The following is a 17117-nucleotide window of genomic DNA, read 5'->3' as shown; positions in this document are numbered from 1 at the left end:
CCCCGGCTCAGATCACCGACGGACTCGCGCCCGTGGCCCCCGAGGGCCCACTCGCCGAATCAGATGTATCGGGCACGGACGGATCCGTCGTCTCCGACTCCGTGGGCGTCGGCGGCTCAGTGGTATCCGTAGGAGTCGACGGAGGGCTGGTCGGCGGCTGAGTCGTCTTCGTAGGCGGCGGAGTCGTCTTCGTCGGCCCCGGCGTCGTACGCGTCGGCGACGGCTTGTCCGGCGAGGAGCCACCCGTCGACGACGGGGCCGTCTCCGAAGCACTCGCACCCGGGGACGACGCCCCGCTCCCGCCCGCCGGCACGGACTCGCTCCCCGAGGGACCCGGCGTCGTCGACGACGCGGACGCGGAACCCGACGTCCTGGCGGACGGAGTCGTGCCGTCCGTGGGCTCCTCGGCCGGCAGCTCCTCGTCCGTGTCACCGCCCTCGGTCACCGACTGCTCGGTCGAGGCTCCGGGGTCACCCTGCGGGTCAGTGTTCGAGGTGAGTCCGAGGGTCACCACGGTGCCGAGCACTCCGGCCAGCAGGACGCCCGCACCGGCGGCGACCAGATTACGCCGGGCCCCGCCCAGAACCGCGAAGCGGCCGCCCTCTCGGTCGTCGGCCACCGGCGGAGCGCCCTGCGGGGACATCACGACGGTCTCGTCCGGGTACGTCCGCGGCATCGAGACGGGCATGACGGCCGGCAGACCAGGGGGCGGCGACGCCAGCAGCGGGTTCGCCGGTATCTCGCCGATCGCCATGACACCGCCCGCGGCCGGACGTCCGGAGCGGTCCTCGACCAGGGCGAGCGCCCGCCGCCCTGCCACCGCGCCGGACTTGTCGGCGAGCGCCCCGCGCATGCTGATGGAAGTCTCCAGCTCGGCCCTGGCCCGGTCGAGATTGCCGGTACAGAGGGCGAGCACTCCCAACTCGTGGTGGAAGTAAGCCTCTTCGGCGACCTCGCCCGCGATCCGGCCGGCCTCCTGGCCGATCCGCAGGGACCTCTCCCAGGCGCTCCAGTGCAGCCCTGCGGCAAAGGCGGGCGAGGCGCTGCGGGCCAGCAGCACGGCGACGCTCGTCTGGCCGGCCCCGTGCCCCGGCACCAGTTGCGCCATCGCCGCGACGATCGCATCGGCCTCCGCCACCACCCGTGCGGGGGTGACGGAGGGGTGACCGGCCCACCAGGCGTAGTGCTGAGCCACCGTACGGGCCCGGTCGGTGGCGCCCTCCCCGTATCCGGCGGCCTCCAGCTGGGCGAGGACACCGGCGGCCAGCCGGTAGCGCGAGCCGGCCGGGGACAGCAGCCCACAGCCGGCCAGCTCACCGAGCGCCGCATCGGCGTGGGTGTCCCCCACGAGAGCCGGCAGATGCGCCTGGTGCGGCACCTCGCCGCCGAGCGCGAACGCGAAGCGCAGGGTCTCGCGCGCGGCTTCACTCAGCCGTGAGCCGAGCAGCGCGGCGGGGGCGGCGCCCTCGCCGAGGCTGGGCAGCACCACCTCCTCGACCGCTGTCCCGTCGATGTCCCCGGCCGCCGGCGGCCCTCCGGCGGGGCGGTTCTCCAGGTAGCCGTACTCGTCGTACGCGGTCGGGTCGGTGCTCAGCAGGTCGGTCTGGCGCAGCAGGGCGCCCGCCTGGACGAATCGCAGCGGAAGGCCCTCGGACTCGAACCAGAGGTCGCCGGCCCAGTTGGCCTCCTCCTCGGTGAGCTTCCGCTCGACCACCCGCTCCATCAGGCCGACCGAGGCGGCGCGGTCAAGACCGTCGAGGAAGACCTCTTCGAGGTGGGAGTCGGGGCCGGGCGCGGCCACATCGGGTGTCGCGGCGAGCAGGAAGGCGCATTCGGGCGTCGCGTCGAGCAGCTCGTCCAGTGCGGCGCCGCCGAACTCCAGGTCGTCGAGGACGACGACGGCGCCGGTCGACCGCAGCTTCTCCAGCAGCAGCTCCCGGTCCGGGCGGTGCAGCGGCGCGTCGTGGACGGCCTCGAAGAGTCCGTGGAGGAGGTCGGTGACGGTGCGCTTGTGGCCGTTGAGCCGGACGACCCCATCGGGCGCGAGTGCCGTGCAGTCGGCGGCGACGGCGTTCAGGAGGGCAGTTCGGCCGGAACCGGCCGGTCCGGTGAGCCGTACGGAGCGACCGCGGGCCAGCAGGCGTGTCAGCCGTTCGCGTTCGTCCTCGCGCTGCAGGAGGGGGAGCTGGAGGACCGGCGGGCCGGGCGGGACGGGGGGCGCTGCGGCCCGCTCCCGGTCGGCCCGCTCCGCGGGGGTGCGCCGGACGGGTTCGGCGGGCTGTTCCCCGGGCGGGCACGGTTCGACCTCGCTGCCGTCGACGGGGTTGACGGTGAGCAGAAGGTCGCCGGCCACGAGCGGGACGATGCGCGCCTGTTGCGGTGTTTGCTGACCGAAATCCGGCGTCAGCGGATCGCGGGAAGGACGGCGTCGGCCGGCTCCCTCGGCGAAGCCGTTGCCGTCGTGGCCGAACTCTTCCGGCCCCCGGTGTATCGGGTCCATCGCCAAAGCCCCCAAGACGCGTCGAGCACGGTTGCCCCTCCCGGCCTCGCACGTCCAGCTGTTGCTTCCGGTCCGGTGTCCGCCAGGTGGGTCCGTCAATCGGCAGACGGCCGAACCCTAAACCTTCGCACAGTATCTACGAACATCCGGGGTGCCGCGCCGCCCCACAGATCACGGTCTCGTGAGGATTGTGCGGCTTGGCCCGACCGGCACAGGGTGGCTCGGCCCGACCGGCACAGGGTGGCGGCGTCGCGGGGCCGGTGCCCCGGGACGGGCGTTTCACCGCCGGGCGCCTTCAGACGCGCGGCAGCGATTCCGCGGCGATTCCGCCCTCGATGGCCAGAATGCGGTGCAGCCGGGTGGCCACCAGCAGGCGTTGCATCTGCGGCGGTACGCCGCGGAGCACCAGCCGCCGTCCGGCGCGCCCGGCCCTGCGGTGCGCGCCCATGATGACGCCCAGTCCGGTGGCGTCCCAGGAATCCAGCTCGGTCAGGTCCAGCACCAGATCGCCGACTCCGTCGTCGAGCGCCGAGTGCAGGACCGTACGGGCGTCCGCCGCGCTTCGGACGTCGAGGCGGCCCCCGACGACCAGCTCGGCGTGGTCGCCCCTGATGTGCATATGCGCTCCCCTGAATGCTCCGTGGCGTGGTCGGTCTGTCTGAAACTGTCTCTGCCCCAACTGACTGCGGCAACGACAGGGAAGTTGCCGTCTGTAAGCGAACCGATACCGAATTCACTCCGTGGAGTGACCCAGGCCCGCGGTGGAACCCTGCGGATCCACCGCGGATCCACTGGTTCCGGAGGACGGCCCCCGGAATCCCGGGTCTGACCGACGGCAGATCAGGCAGCCGGGGGCCGAAAACGATCAGTAGGTGTAGAAGCCCTGCCCGCTCTTGCGGCCGATGTCACCTGCATCGACCATCCGGCGCATCAGCTCCGGTGCGGCGAACTTCTCGTCCTGGGACTCGGTGTAGATGTTGCCGGTGGCGTGCAGCAGGATGTCGACGCCGGTCAGGTCCGCGGTGGCGAGGGGCCCCATGGCGTGACCGAAGCCGAGCTTGCAGGCGATGTCGATGTCCTCGGCCGAGGCGACGCCCGACTCGTACAGCTTGGCGGCCTCGACGACGAGCGCCGAGATCAGCCTGGTGGTGACGAAGCCGGCCACGTCGCGGTTGACCACGATGCAGGTCTTGCCGACCGACTCGGCGAACTCCCGTGCGGTGGCGAGGGTTTCGTCGCTGGTCTTGTAGCCGCGTACGAGTTCGCAGAGCTGCATCATGGGGACCGGCGAGAAGAAGTGCACACCGACGACGCGCTCCGGGCGCTCCGTCACGGCCGCGATCTTCGTGATCGGGATGGCGGAGGTGTTGGAGGCGAGCACGGTGTCGTCCCGGACGATCTTGTCGAGGGTCCGGAAGATCTCGTGCTTCACCTCCAGCTTCTCGAAGACGGCCTCGACGACGATGTCCGCGTCGGCGACGGCGTCGAGGTCGGTGGTCGTGGTGATGCGGGCGAGCGCGGCCTCGGCGTCGGACTCCGCGAGCTTGCCCTTGGAGACGAACTTGTCGTAGGAGCCCTTGATGCCGTCTCGGCCACGGGTCAGGGCCGCTTCCGTGACATCACGCAGCACGACGTCCCAGCCCGCCTGGGCGGAGACCTGCGCGATACCGGACCCCATGAGTCCGGCGCCGATGACGGCGAGCTTCCTGGCCACGTTGGCACCCCTATGCTTTCTCAACGGTTCTTCCACATGCTCTCCGGCGGAGGTTAGTACCCGTGAGGGGCGCTGGGGCAGCGAAGAGATGCGCGTCACGTCTCAAATGACGGACATCACACCGGGATGCGTCATTCGGCGGCGCGCCGGGCGTAGTTGAGCACCGTTTCCCCGAGCAGGTCCTCGACGTCGTCGAGGAGGACGAGGGCATCGCGGGACACCTCGGCGGCCTTGCGGCCCGCCACCATCTCGGCGCCGATGTACGCCATGAGCGTCCCGTGCACCCAGGCGAGCTGACCGGCCACCAGGCTCGCGGTCCGGTCCCCGGACCCGTCCCCGCACTCCTCCTGAAGCGTCCCTTCCAGATGCTGGAGGGCCTCCTGCTGGATGTGCCAGAGGCGGGCCTTGAGGCTGTCGGCGCCCTCGATGACCCGCATGAACCGCTCGTAGCCCTCCATCAGACCGACGGTGGGTGACACGCCCTCGACCTGGACGCGCAGTTCGCGCAGGACGGCGTCGGCCGCGGACTCCCCCTCGTCCCGGCCCCGGACGTACCGCGAGAGGCGGTCGACGACGCCTCGGCTGCGGTCGAGGAAGAGGTCCTCCTTGGTCGGGAAGTAGTTGTAGACCGTGTTCGCCGAGACGTCGGCGGCGCGGGCGATCTCGGCGATCGTGACCGCGTCGAATCCCCGTTCCAGGAAGAGACCGGTGGCCACGTCCGAGAGGTACTGCCTGGTCTGGCGCTTCTTGCGCTCCCTGAGTCCCTCAGCCATGACCCCATCGTAGGACGCTCTGGGGTTCCTGAATATTTGGTGTCATTGCAATTTTTCAGTGACTCTGTTTTTGTGGTCGCTATGCCAATCATCAGCACGGCCGGGCTCGCCCGGACCTTCGCATCGAGGACCGGCCCCGTGGAGGCCGTCCGTTCCATCGACATGACCGTTGCGACCGGCGAGATCGTCGGACTCCTCGGCCCCAACGGAGCGGGCAAGACCACCACTCTGCGCATGCTCACCACGCTGCTGGCCCCCACCGGCGGCGCGGCCACCGTCGCCGGCTGCGATCTGCTCGCCGACCCGGCGGGCGTCCGGAAGAACTGCGGGTACGTGGCCCAGTCGGGCGGAGTCGACCCCCACATCAGCGTCCGGGAGGAGCTGGTCACCCAGGGCCGGCTGTACCGGCTCGGCAAGGCCGAGGCCGTGGCCCGGGCCTCGGAACTCGCCGCCGAGCTGGGCCTGACCGAGCTGCTCGACCGCAGGACGGTCACGCTCTCCGGAGGCCAGCGGCGGCGGCTCGACATCGCGATGGGTCTCACCCACCGCCCGGCCGTCCTCTTCCTCGACGAGCCGACCACGGGGCTCGACCCGGGCAGCCGCGCCGATCTGTGGGACCTGGTGCGCCGGATGCGCGACACGTACGGCACGACCGTCGTGCTCACCACCCACTACCTCGACGAGGCCGACGCGCTCGCGGACCGGCTCGTCGTCGTCGACGGCGGCCTGGTCGTGGCCGAGGGAACACCTGCCGCGCTGAAGACCCGCTACGCGGGCTCACCCGTCGCCTCGCTCCAGGACGCCTTCCTGGCGATCACGGGCCGTGCCCCCGCCTCCACCGATGCCGCACCCGTCGCCGTCTAGGAATCGAGTCCCATGCTTCTCCACGACACCGCACTCATCTTCGGGCGGTACGTCCGGCAGACCCTGCGCTCAAAGTTCCAGATCCTCTTCGGCGTCCTGATGCCGTTGCTGTACCTGCTCTTCTTCGGCCCGCTGCTCACCGGTCTCCCGCTCGGACCGTCCGGTGATTCCTGGCAGATCCTGGTACCCGGACTACTGCTCCAGCTCGGCCTGTTCGGCGCCTCGTTCGCCGGGTTCGCCCTCATCATCGACAAGTCGACCGGCGTCGTGGAACGGATGCGGGTGACCCCGGTCAGCCGGCTGGCCATGCTGCTGGGGCGGGTGCTGCGGGACACGCTGCTGTTCATGTTCCAGGCGGTGCTGCTGGTCCTGGCCGCCCTGCTCATGGGGTTGCGCGCCCCGCTGCCCGGGGTGCTGATCGGCTTCGTCTTCGTCGGCCTGTTGACGGTCTCGCTGGCCTCGCTGTCGTACGCCCTGGCGATGAAGGTCAGTACGCCACAGGGGTTCGGCCCGCTGGTCAACTCGGTCACCATGCCGGCCATGCTGCTCTCCGGTCTGATGCTGCCGATGACCCTGGGTCCGGGGTGGCTGGACGTGCTGTCGCACCTCACGCCGTTCCGCTACCTCGTGGACGCGGTGCGGGACGCGTACGTGGGCTCGTACGCCAGCGCGCACATGCTGTACGGCGTGCTGGTCGCCCTCGGATTCGCGGCACTCGCCGTGACAGTGGGCACACGCGTCTTCCGCAGGGCAGGCGCATAACTAGGCTGACCGCATGGTCAACCTGACACGTATCTACACCCGCACCGGCGACACGGGCACCACCGCCCTCGGCGACATGAGCCGGACCGCCAAGACCGATCTGCGGATCTCCGCGTACGCCGACGCCAACGAGGCCAACGCGGTCATCGGCACGGCGATCGCCCTCGGCCGGCTGAGCGAGGACGTCGTGAAGGTCCTCGTCCGCGTGCAGAACGACCTGTTCGACGTGGGCGCGGACCTTTCGACGCCGGTCGTCGAGGCACCGAAGTACCCACCGCTGCGCGTCGAGCAGTCCTACGTCGACAAACTGGAGGCGGACTGCGACCACTACCTGGAGCAGACGGAGAAGCTCCGCAGCTTCATCCTGCCCGGCGGCACCCCGGGCGCCGCACTGCTGCACCAGGCGTGCACGGTGGTCCGGCGCGCCGAGCGGTCCACCTGGGCCGCGCTGGAGGTGCACGGCGAGGCGATGAACGCGTTGACGGCGACGTACCTCAACCGGCTCTCGGACCTGCTCTTCATCCTCGCCCGGGTGGCGAACAAGGAGGTCGGCGACGTGCTGTGGGTACCGGGCGGCGAACGCTGACCGAGGACGCGACCGCCGCCCGCGGGGACCTCACCCCGCGGGCGGGCCCGGCACGCGTTTCGTGTCGCCCCGCGGATCCCGCTTCGGGAACAGCGTGTAGCTCCCCGCGATCACCAGGTTGAGCCCGATCACGAAGAGCATCGTCTGCTGCCACGACCGCAGCGACGCCGTGTCCCCGTCTCCCCCCACGTACCAGACCGCCGCCTGGAGCAGCGCCAGGGCCGTCACCGCCGCCACCGTCCACCGCCCGGCGACCCGCCACTCGTGCGCGGCCCGCGCCATCCCGTACTTGGGCGGTTTCACCGGCGGCGGACCGCCCGCGAAAAGGTGGGCGACCCTGGCGTCGATCCACTTGATGGTGGAGTGCCCCAGGCCCAGCGTGAAGCCGATGTAGACCGCGGCCAGACCGTGCTTCCAGTCCGGATCGGCGCCGTTCTTCAGGTCGACGGCCGTCACCACCAGCAGGACGACCTCCAGCAGCGGCTCGCACAGCAGCACGGCGGCGCCGAGGCGCGGCTTCTTCGCCGCATAGCGCAGCGCGAGTCCCGCGGCCAGCAGCACCCAGAAGGCGATCTCGCAGAGAACGATCAGTGTGACGATCACGGTCCGTTTCCTTTCGCTCCCTGCCAGCCTCGCGGCGCCGCGCTCCCGGATCATCGCCCCCGGTGACGAGAGACCACTGCATCGTTCGATGTAGTGGCGGCTCACTCCCGGTACGGACGTGAGCCGCGGGCCGGACGTGTTGGATGGGATCGTGTTCTCTCCGGCTCGCCACCGCCACCTGGCCCGCCCCCACCGCAGCGACGTCCTCATCGCGGTCATCGGGCTGCTCGGCGGAGCGGTCCTGTCGCTGCTCGGTCTGCACATGCAGAACGGCCGCCTCTTCGACGCGCCCTGGCTCGCACTCATCCCGCTCACCGTGATGTCGGGGGTGGAGCTGCTGCGCCGCAGCGCGCCGCGGACGGCGCTGGTCATCGGCACGCTGGCGCTGGTCGCGGACCAGTTCACGCGCGGGAATCTGGCGACCGTGCTGATGTTCACCGACATCATGTACGCGGCCGTGCTGTACGGGACCCCGGCGGCCGCCCGCCGGATCCCGGTGACCACGTTCCTGATCACGGTCGGGGTCACGATCGGATTCCTGGCCTGGTTCCGGGACGCCGAGGCACTGCTCGTCGGCATCGTCACGGGTCTGGTCTCCTTCGTGCCCGCGCTCACCGGGGTCAGTGTGCGCAACCACCGCGATGCCGCGGAGACCGCCCGGTTGCGCGCCGATCAGACCGCCCTGCTGGCCGAGATGGACCGCGCGCAGGCGGTGACCGCCGAACGCGCCCGGATGGCACGCGAACTGCACGACATGGTCGCCAACCACCTCTCCGCGATCGCCATCCACTCCACCGCCGCGCTCTCCATCGACGACCCGGCGACCTCCCGCGACGCCCTCGGGGTCATCCGCGAGAACAGTGTCGACGGTCTGGCCGAAATGCGCCGTCTGATCGGGCTGTTGCGCACCGGGGCCGCGGACCTGGAGCCGAGCAGCTCGCCCAGCCTCGGCTCGCTGGACGCCCTCGTCGAGCAACACCGTACGAACGCAGCGTCCAGCGGGCTGACCTGCACCCTGGACGATGCCCGCACCGACCCCGGCCGGCTGCCGGCCCCGGTCGAGCTGGCCGCGTACCGCATCGTCCAGGAGTCCCTCACGAACGCGCTCAAACATGCCGCACCGGGACCGGTCACGGTGCGGCTGGGGCAGACGGGAGGGCGGCTGACGGTGGAGGTGGTCAGCGCCCTCGGGGACCGGCCGGGGCCGCGTGCCCCGGGTTCGGGGGCCGGTCTGATCGGGATGCGGGAGCGGGTGGCGCTGCTCGGCGGGGAGTTCGAGGCGGGCCCCGTGTCCAGCGGGAACGGGACGAAGACCTGGCAGGTTCGGGCACAACTGCCCGTGGCGGAAGGAAGCGTGAAGCCATGACGATCCGGGTTCTGGTCGCCGAGGACCAGTCGGCCGTACGGGCGGGGCTGGTGCTCATCCTGGGCAGCGCACCGGACATCGAGGTCGTCGGCGAGGCCGGTGACGGCGAGGAGGCCGTCCGGCTGGCCCGCGAACTGCGCCCGGATCTGGTGCTGATGGACATCCAGATGCCCCGGCTGGACGGGGTCTCCGCGACGAAGCAGGTGGTCGGGGAGCGGCTGGCGGACGTGCTGGTGCTGACGACGTTCGACCTGGACGAGTACGTGTTCGGTGCGCTGCGGGCCGGGGCGTCGGGCTTTCTTCTCAAGGACACCGAGGCGCGCGGGCTGCTGGACGCGGTGCGTACGGTGGCCCGCGGCGAGGGCCTGATCGCCCCGTCGGTGACGCGCCGGCTCATCGCGGAGTTCGCCGGGACCACAGCCGCGCGGCCGTCGGAAGATCCCGACAGGACGGTCCTGGACGCGCTCACCCGGCGCGAGCGCGAGGTGCTCGGCTGTCTCGGGGAGGGGCTGTCGAACGCGGAGATCGCGGTGCGGCTGTCGATGGCCGAGGCGACGGTGAAGACGCACGTCAGCCGGTTGCTGGGGAAGCTGGAGCTGCGCAGCCGGGTCCAGGCTGCGGTGCTGGCGCAGGAGTTGGGCGTCTGAGGTTTATCCGTGCCCGACTCCGAACTTTGGTCCAGACCTCTTGACGATTGGTCCAGACCTTCCTAATCTCACCGAGCACACTGCGGTGAGCCCGCCATGACAAGGCGGGCTCAGGGCGGCGCAGGGTTTGCAGTCCACGGACCACCCCCGTTTGTCCGGACCTCACCCGAGGAGCACCGTTGAGCACTGAGACCCCCCGCCGGACCCGATTCAGATTCGGGGCCGGAAAAGCCACCAGATCCAGAGCCGTCGCGGGCCTCACCGCACTGCTCCTTCCGCTCGCCGCGTTGGTCGGCATGGCCTCCCCGGCCGAAGCAGCGACCTCGGCGACCGCCACGTACCTCAAGAAGTCCGACTGGGGCAGCGGCTTCGAGGGCCAGTGGACGGTGAAGAACACCGGCACCACCGCCCTCAGCTCCTGGACCATCGAGTGGGACTTCCCCTCCGGCACCGCGGCCGGTTCCGCCTGGGACGCCACCGTCACCAGCTCCGGCAACCACTGGACCGCCAAGAACCTCGGCTGGAACGGCTCGGTCGCACCGGGCGCCAGCGTCTCCTTCGGCTTCAACGGCACCGGCGCCGGGTCCCCCACCGGCTGCAAGCTGAACGGCGCCTCCTGTGACGGCGGCAGCGTCCCCGGCGACAACGCCCCCTCGGCGCCGGGCACCCCCACCGCGAGCGCCATCACCGACACCTCGGCGAAGCTCAGCTGGAGCGCCGCCACCGACGACAACGGCATCAAGAACTACGACGTCCTGCGGGACGGCGCCGTCGTCGCCACGGTCACCGGCACCACGTACACCAACACCGGCCTCACCGCGGGTACCGACTACTCGTACACCGTGCGGGCCCGGGACACGGCCGACCAGACCGGCCCGGCCAGCGGCGCGGTCAAGGTGCACACCACCGGCGGCGGGGGCACCGACCCCGGCACCGGGTCCAAGGTCAACCTCGGCTACTTCGCCGAGTGGGGCGTCTACGGCCGGAACTACCACGTCAAGAACCTGGACACCTCCGGTTCCGCCGCGAAGATCACGCACATCAACTACGCCTTCGGCAACGTCCAGGGCGGCAAGTGCACCATCGGTGACTCCTACGCCGACTACGACAAGGCGTACACCGCCGACCAGTCGGTCGACGGCGTCGCCGACACCTGGGACCAGCCGCTGCGCGGCAGCTTCAACCAGCTGCGCAAGCTCAAGGCGAAGTACCCGCACATCAAGGTCCTTTGGTCCTTCGGCGGCTGGACCTGGTCCGGCGGCTTCGGCCAGGCCGCGCAGAACCCGGCCGCGTTCGCCCAGTCCTGCTACGACCTGGTCGAGGACCCCCGTTGGGCCGATGTCTTCGACGGCATCGACATCGACTGGGAGTACCCCAACGCCTGCGGTCTGACGTGTGACACCAGCGGCCCGGCCTCGCTGAAGGCCCTCACCTCCGCGCTGCGCACGAAGTTCGGCAGCAGCAACCTGGTGACCGCCGCCATCACGGCCGACGGTTCCGCGGGTGGCAAGATCGACCTCGCCGACTACGCGGGCGCCGCGCAGTCGCTGAACTGGTACAACGTGATGACGTACGACTTCTTCGGCGCGTGGGACGCGAAGGGCCCGACCGCCCCGCACTCCCCGCTCACCTCGTACAGCGGCATCCCGAAGGCCGGCTTCACCGCCACCGAGGCCATCGCCAAGCTGAAGGCCCAGGGCGTCCCCGCCTCGAAGCTGCTGCTCGGCATCGGCTTCTACGGCCGCGGCTGGACCGGCGTCACCCAGGACGCACCCGGCGGCACCGCCACCGGCGCGGCCCCGGGCACGTACGAGGCCGGCATCGAGGACTACAAGGTCCTCAAGAACAGCTGCCCGTCCACCGGCACCATCGCGGGCACGGCATACGCGCACTGCGGCACCAACTGGTGGAGCTACGACACCCCGGCCACCATCGCGTCCAAGATGACCTGGGCGAAGAACCAGGGCCTGGGAGGCGCGTTCTTCTGGGAGTTCAGCGGGGACACCAGCAACGGTGAGCTCGTGAGCGCGATGAACAGCGGTCTCAAGTAATCCCCACCGCACGGCTCATCGCGTAACCCCCGAAAAGCACCGGGGAGACAGGTCCGCCCCCTGTCTCCCCGGTTTTCGTCGTTCGTGGTGCGCGGTCTCAGAGGCCACCCGACAGCCCTCGGGCCACGTTCACTCGCCCCGGACTTCGTCCGGGATGTGCCCCTACCAACAGGGCCCCTAGTCAAGCCACATTGACTCGCTGGCCGGGCGGTGCCGCCTCCAGCCAGGCGAGGAATCCGGTGAGGGCGTCCTCGCTCATCGCCAGCTCCAGGCGGGTCTCCCGGTGGAGACAGCCGAGCACGACGGCGTCGGAGAGCAGTGCGAGCTCCTCCTCGCCCTCGGGCAGCCGGCGGGTGACGACCTCGATCGAGGAGCGCTCCAGCACCCGGCGCGGGCGCGGGGAGTAGCTGAAGACCCGGAACCAGTCGACCTTGTCGCCGTGGTAGCGGGCGACTCCGTACACCCAGCCCTTGCCCGAGAGATCGGGCTCCGCCGACACGTTCCACCGCAGGCTGCAGTCGAAGGTCCCACCGGAGCGCTGAATCAGCCGCCGGCGCAGACCGAAGACGAAGAGCCCCAACAGGACCAGTGCGACGACGAGCCCGCCCACCCACAGCGCGAGGAACATCTCCACCGACCTCCTCGCGTCATCGAGTAAACGGATACCGCCCGAACTTCACCTGCACCTGCATCGCCTCAGCCGCGACACGGTCTGGAGGGGTCTCCAGCTCGGGCCGCGGCTGAGGGTAAAGCCGTTTCGCGGGGTGACTAGTGCACCGCCACCGCACGCAGTCGCACATCGGCGCGGCGCTCGGCAGCGCTGTCCGTGTCCGACTTCGCACGCTCGAACGCACGCTCCGCGCGCTCGACATCGATCTCGTCGGCCAGCTCGGCGATCTCCGCCAGCAGCGACAGCTTGTCGTCGGCGAAGGAGATGAAACCGCCGTGCACCGCGGCGACGACAGTGCCGCCGTCACTCGTACGGATCGTCACCGGGCCCGATTCCAGCACACCCAGAAGCGGCTGGTGACCGGGCATGACGCCGATGTCGCCGGACGTGGTACGCGCGACAACGAGGGTGGCCTCGCCGGACCAGACACTGCGGTCCGCGGCGACCAGCTCGACATGCAGCTCAGCAGCCAAGGGTGGCTCCTCGGGTCACCACCCGGCGGTCATGCCGGGTGTTGGGTCAATTCTACGGGGCGTGGTGAGGGGGGCGGGACACACCCACCCCCCTCGGTGAGCCGGAGGCTCAGGAGACGCCGAGCTCCTTGGCGTTGGCCTTCAGGTCCTCGATGCCACCGCACATGAAGAACGCCTGCTCGGGGAAGTGGTCGTACTCCCCGTCGCAGATCGCGTTGAACGCGGCGATCGACTCGTCGAGCGGAACGTCCGAACCGTCCAGGCCGGTGAACTGCTTGGCGGCGTGGGTGTTCTGCGACAGGAAGCGCTCGACGCGACGGGCACGGTGGACAACGAGCTTGTCCTCCTCGCCCAGCTCGTCGATACCGAGGATCGCGATGATGTCCTGGAGGTCCTTGTACTTCTGCAGGATCCCCTTGACGCGGCTGGCCGTGTCGTAGTGGTCCTGCGCGATGTAGCGCGGGTCCAGGATGCGGGACGTGGAGTCCAGCGGGTCCACGGCCGGGTAGATGCCCTTCTCGGAGATCGGACGGGAGAGAACCGTCGTCGCGTCGAGGTGGGCGAACGTGGTGGCCGGGGCCGGGTCGGTCAGGTCGTCCGCGGGGACGTAGATCGCCTGCATCGAGGTGATCGAGTGACCACGCGTCGAGGTGATGCGCTCCTGGAGCACACCCATCTCGTCGGCCAGGGTCGGCTGGTAACCCACTGCGGACGGCATGCGGCCGAGCAGCGTGGAGACCTCGGAACCGGCCTGCGTGAAGCGGAAGATGTTGTCGATGAAGAGCAGCACGTCCTGCTTCTGCACATCGCGGAAGTACTCCGCCATGGTCAGGGCGGACAGGGCCACGCGAAGACGCGTGCCCGGCGGCTCGTCCATCTGGCCGAAGACCAGTGCGGTCTTCTCCAGAACGCCCGAGTCCGTCATCTCGTCGATGAGGTCGTTGCCCTCACGGGTGCGCTCACCGACGCCGGCGAACACCGACACACCGTCGTGCAGCTTCGCCACACGCATGATCATTTCCTGGATGAGGACCGTCTTGCCGACGCCCGCACCACCGAACAGACCGATCTTGCCGCCCTTGACGTACGGGGTCAGCAGGTCGACGACCTTCAGGCCGGTCTCGAACATCTCGGTCTTCGACTCGAGCTGGTCGAAGGCCGGGGCCTTGCGGTGGATCGGCCAGCGCTCGGTGATCTGCGCCTCGGCCTCCGGCTCGTTCAGGATCTGACCGAGGGTGTTGAACACCTTGCCCTTGGTGATGTCACCGACCGGGACGGTGATACCCGCACCCGTGTCGGTCACCGGGGCCTGGCGGACCAGGCCGTCGGTGGGCTGCATCGAGATCGCGCGGACCACGCCGTCACCCAGGTGCTGGGCGACTTCGAGGGTCAGCGTCTTACGAGCGCCGGCCTCGGCCGGGTCGTCGACCTCGACGTGCAGGGCGTTGTAGATCTCCGGCATCGCGTCGACGGGGAACTCCACGTCGACGACCGGGCCGATGACCCGGGCGACGCGGCCCGTGGCAGCGGCCGTCTCAACTGTCGTCGTCATTACTTGTCACTCCCCGCGGACGCGTCGGCCAGCGCACCTGCACCGCCGACGATCTCGCTGATTTCCTGGGTGATTTCGGCCTGGCGGGCCGCGTTGGCAAGCCGGGAGAGGCTCTTGATCAGATCCCCGGCATTGTCGGTCGCCGACTTCATCGCGCGGCGGCGGGCGGCGTGCTCGGAAGCGGCAGCCTGCAGCAGTGCGTTGTAGATGCGGCTCTCGACGTAGCGCGGCAGAAGGGCGTCGAGGACGTCCTCCGCCGACGGCTCGAAGTCGAACAGCGGAAGGATCTCGTCCTTCGTGCCGTTCTCCTCCGCGACCTGGTCGATCGAGAGCGGCAGCATCCGGCCGTCGACCGCGTTCTGCGTCATCATCGACACGAACTCGGTGAAGACGATGTGCAGCTCGTCGACGCCACCCTCGGCCGTGTCCTTCTGGATGGACTCGATCAGGGGCGCGGCGATCTTCTTGGCGTCCGCGTACTCCGGGCTGTCGGTGAAGCCGGTCCACGACTCCACGACCTTGCGCTCGCGGAAGCCGTAGTAGGCGACACCCTTGCGGCCGACGATGTACGTGTCGACCTCCTTGCCCTCGGCCGCCAGCCGCTCCCGCAGCCGCTCCGCAGCCTTGATGGCGTTGGAGGAGTAGCCGCCGGCCAGACCGCGGTCGCTCGTGAGGAGCAGGACCGCGGCCCGCACCGGGGCGTCAGCCTCGGTGGTGAGCGGGTGCTTGGTGTTGGAGCCGGTCGCCACCGCGGTCACCGCACGGGTGAGCTCGGTCGCGTACGGCATCGACGCCGTCACCTTGCGCTGCGCCTTGACGATGCGCGAGGCGGCGATCATCTCCATCGCCTTGGTGATCTTCTTGGTCGCGGTGACGGCTTGGATGCGGCGCTTGTAAACGCGAAGCTGAGCGCCCATCGATCAGCCCTCGCCCAGGAGCTTGCCGTCCGAGGTCTCGAACTGCTGCTTGAAGGCGGCGATCGCGTCGGCGATCGACTGCAGCGTGTCGTCGGACATCTTGCCGCCCTCGGCGATGCTGGTCAGGAGGTCCTTGCGCTCACGGCGCAGGTACTCCAGCAGCTCGCCCTCGAAGCGGCGGATGTCCTCGACCGGGACGTCGTCCATCTTGCCCGTGGTGCCGGCCCAGACGGAGACGACCTGCTCCTCCATCGGGAACGGGGCGTACTGCGGCTGCTTCAGCAGCTCGACCATGCGCTTACCGCGCTCCAGCGACGCCTTGGAGGCCGCGTCCAGGTCGGAACCGAAGGCGGCGAACGCCTCCAGCTCACGGAACTGGGCGAGGTCCACGCGCAGTCGGCCGGAGACCTGCTTCATGGCCTTGTGCTGGGCGGAGCCACCGACTCGGGAGACCGAGATACCGACGTTGAGCGCCGGACGCTGACCCGCGTTGAACAGGTCGGACTCCAGGAAGCACTGGCCGTCGGTGATGGAGATGACGTTGGTCGGAATGAACGCCGACACGTCGTTCGCCTTGGTCTCGACGATCGGGAGGCCCGTCATCGAACCGGCGCCCATGTCGTCGGAGAGCTTGGCGCAGCGCTCCAGCAGACGCGAGTGCAGGTAGAAGACGTCGCCCGGGTAGGCCTCACGGCCCGGCGGACGGCGCAGCAGAAGCGACACGGCGCGGTAGGCGTCGGCCTGCTTCGAGAGGTCGTCGAAGATGATCAGAACGTGCTTGCCGTCGTACATCCAGTGCTGGCCGATGGCCGAGCCGGTGTACGGCGCCAGGTACTTGAAGCCGGCCGGGTCGGACGCCGGGGCGGCGACGATGGTCGTGTACTCGAGCGCGCCGGCCTCTTCCAGGGCACCTCGCACGGAGGCGATGGTGGAGCCCTTCTGACCGATGGCGACGTAGATGCAGCGCACCTGCTTGTTCACGTCGCCCGAGCGCCAGTTGTCGCGCTGGTTGATGATCGTGTCGACGGCCAGCGCGGTCTTACCCGTCTGACGGTCGCCGATGATCAGCTGACGCTGGCCGCGGCCGATCGGCACCATGGCGTCGACGGCCTTGTAGCCGGTCTGCATCGGCTCGTGCACCGACTTACGGACCATGACGCCAGGGGCCTGCAGCTCGAGGGCGCGACGGCCTTCGGTCGCGATCTCGCCGAGGCCGTCGATCGGGTTGCCGAGCGGGTCGACGACGCGGCCGAGGTAACCCTCGCCGACGCCGACGGAGAGCACCTCACCGGTGCGCTGCACCGGCTGGCCCTCCTCGATTCCGCTGAACTCGCCGAGGACGATCGCACCGATCTCGCGCTCTTCGAGGTTGAGGGCGAGACCGAGGGTTCCGTCCTCGAACTTCAGCAGTTCGTTCGCCATGGCGGAGGGCAGGCCCTCCACCTTTGCGATGCCGTCGCCGGCAACGCTGACCGTTCCGACCTCCTCGCGCGAGGCCGCGTCCGGCTGGTACGACTGGACAAAGTTCTCCAGTGCGTCCCGGATCTCCTCCGGCCGGATCGTGAGCTCCGCCATCTGGGTTCCCTGCTCTCCTTGTTGGGCCCGAAGTTTCTTAAGGGGGTCTGGGGGCCGACCCCCA

Annotated in this window: 16 protein-coding genes; 6 read left to right on the top strand and 10 right to left on the bottom strand. The window is 69.7% G+C overall.

Features of this window, described 5'->3' with window-relative positions; genetic code table 11:
• Window positions 1-7 precede the first annotated feature (7 nt).
• The 4 genes from SH922_RS27575 to SH922_RS27560 form a co-directional block, all read right to left on the bottom strand.
• Window positions 8-2500, bottom strand: coding sequence for an ATP-binding protein (locus SH922_RS27575; protein WP_393060509.1), 2493 nt, complete (start codon window positions 2498-2500; stop codon window positions 8-10).
• Between the two features lie 295 nt (window positions 2501-2795).
• Window positions 2796-3119 (bottom strand): STAS domain-containing protein, encoded by a 324-nt coding sequence (locus tag SH922_RS27570; RefSeq protein WP_018102617.1) that lies wholly within the window; start codon window positions 3117-3119, stop codon window positions 2796-2798.
• A 246-nt stretch (window positions 3120-3365) separates the two neighbouring features.
• Window positions 3366-4214 carry a 3-hydroxyacyl-CoA dehydrogenase family protein gene (locus SH922_RS27565; RefSeq protein ID WP_393063708.1) on the bottom strand — a complete coding sequence of 283 codons (849 nt, stop codon included), beginning with the start codon at window positions 4212-4214 and terminating at the stop codon, window positions 3366-3368.
• Window positions 4215-4345: 131 nt separating this feature from the next.
• The gene (locus SH922_RS27560; RefSeq protein ID WP_393060508.1) at window positions 4346-4987 is read right to left on the bottom strand and encodes a TetR/AcrR family transcriptional regulator; all 642 of its coding nucleotides are present in this window, start codon (window positions 4985-4987) and stop codon (window positions 4346-4348) included.
• An 81-nt stretch (window positions 4988-5068) separates the two neighbouring features.
• Between SH922_RS27560 and SH922_RS27555 the strand changes: the two genes are divergently transcribed.
• From SH922_RS27555 to SH922_RS27545, 3 genes are read left to right on the top strand one after another with little or no spacing between them, the layout of a single operon-like run.
• Window positions 5069-5851, top strand: a complete 783-nt coding sequence (locus SH922_RS27555; protein ID WP_393060507.1) for an ABC transporter ATP-binding protein — start codon at window positions 5069-5071, stop codon at window positions 5849-5851.
• 12 nt (window positions 5852-5863) lie between these two features.
• Window positions 5864-6613, top strand: a complete 750-nt coding sequence (locus SH922_RS27550; RefSeq protein WP_393060506.1) for an ABC transporter permease — start codon at window positions 5864-5866, stop codon at window positions 6611-6613.
• Between the two features lie 13 nt (window positions 6614-6626).
• Window positions 6627-7199 (top strand): cob(I)yrinic acid a,c-diamide adenosyltransferase, encoded by a 573-nt coding sequence (locus SH922_RS27545; protein WP_393060505.1) that lies wholly within the window; start codon window positions 6627-6629, stop codon window positions 7197-7199.
• A gap of 30 nt (window positions 7200-7229) precedes the next feature.
• On the opposite strand, the gene SH922_RS27540 is transcribed toward SH922_RS27545, so the two are convergent.
• Window positions 7230-7802: a hypothetical protein gene (locus tag SH922_RS27540; RefSeq protein ID WP_393060504.1), complete on the bottom strand. Its 573-nt coding sequence runs from the start codon at window positions 7800-7802 to the stop codon at window positions 7230-7232.
• 151 nt (window positions 7803-7953) lie between these two features.
• Between SH922_RS27540 and SH922_RS27535 the strand changes: the two genes are divergently transcribed.
• From SH922_RS27535 to SH922_RS27525, 3 genes are all read left to right on the top strand, one after another.
• The gene (locus SH922_RS27535) at window positions 7954-9168 is read left to right on the top strand and encodes a sensor histidine kinase (protein WP_393060503.1); all 1215 of its coding nucleotides are present in this window, start codon (window positions 7954-7956) and stop codon (window positions 9166-9168) included.
• Entirely contained in the window at window positions 9165-9815 is a 651-nt protein-coding gene (locus SH922_RS27530; RefSeq protein WP_393060502.1) for a response regulator, read from the top strand. The genes SH922_RS27535 and SH922_RS27530 overlap by 4 nt, the downstream gene beginning before the upstream one ends.
• A gap of 179 nt (window positions 9816-9994) precedes the next feature.
• Window positions 9995-11866, top strand: coding sequence for a glycosyl hydrolase family 18 protein (locus SH922_RS27525; RefSeq protein ID WP_393060501.1), 1872 nt, complete (start codon window positions 9995-9997; stop codon window positions 11864-11866).
• A 181-nt stretch (window positions 11867-12047) separates the two neighbouring features.
• On the opposite strand, the gene SH922_RS27520 is transcribed toward SH922_RS27525, so the two are convergent.
• From SH922_RS27520 to atpA, 5 genes are all read right to left on the bottom strand, one after another.
• Window positions 12048-12494, bottom strand: coding sequence for a DUF2550 domain-containing protein (locus SH922_RS27520; RefSeq protein WP_393063707.1), 447 nt, complete (start codon window positions 12492-12494; stop codon window positions 12048-12050).
• Window positions 12495-12634: 140 nt separating this feature from the next.
• The gene (locus SH922_RS27515; protein ID WP_359133483.1) at window positions 12635-13009 is read right to left on the bottom strand and encodes a F0F1 ATP synthase subunit epsilon; all 375 of its coding nucleotides are present in this window, start codon (window positions 13007-13009) and stop codon (window positions 12635-12637) included.
• Between the two features lie 109 nt (window positions 13010-13118).
• Entirely contained in the window at window positions 13119-14561 is a 1443-nt protein-coding gene (atpD, locus tag SH922_RS27510) for a F0F1 ATP synthase subunit beta (RefSeq protein ID WP_136328753.1), read from the bottom strand.
• Complete coding sequence (locus tag SH922_RS27505; RefSeq protein WP_393060500.1) at window positions 14561-15478, bottom strand: F0F1 ATP synthase subunit gamma; 918 nt, start codon at window positions 15476-15478, stop codon at window positions 14561-14563. Before SH922_RS27505 ends, atpD begins: the two co-directional genes overlap by 1 nt.
• A 3-nt stretch (window positions 15479-15481) precedes the next feature.
• Window positions 15482-17053, bottom strand: coding sequence for a F0F1 ATP synthase subunit alpha (gene atpA / locus SH922_RS27500; RefSeq protein ID WP_389055102.1), 1572 nt, complete (start codon window positions 17051-17053; stop codon window positions 15482-15484).
• Between the last annotated feature and the right edge of the window lie 64 nt (window positions 17054-17117).

Source organism: Streptomyces sp. LN549 (genome assembly GCF_043203805.1).
GTDB lineage: Bacteria > Actinomycetota > Actinomycetes > Streptomycetales > Streptomycetaceae > Streptomyces.
The sequence above is the reverse complement of the archived record's forward strand: the minus strand, read 5'-3'. Positions and strand labels throughout refer to the sequence as shown.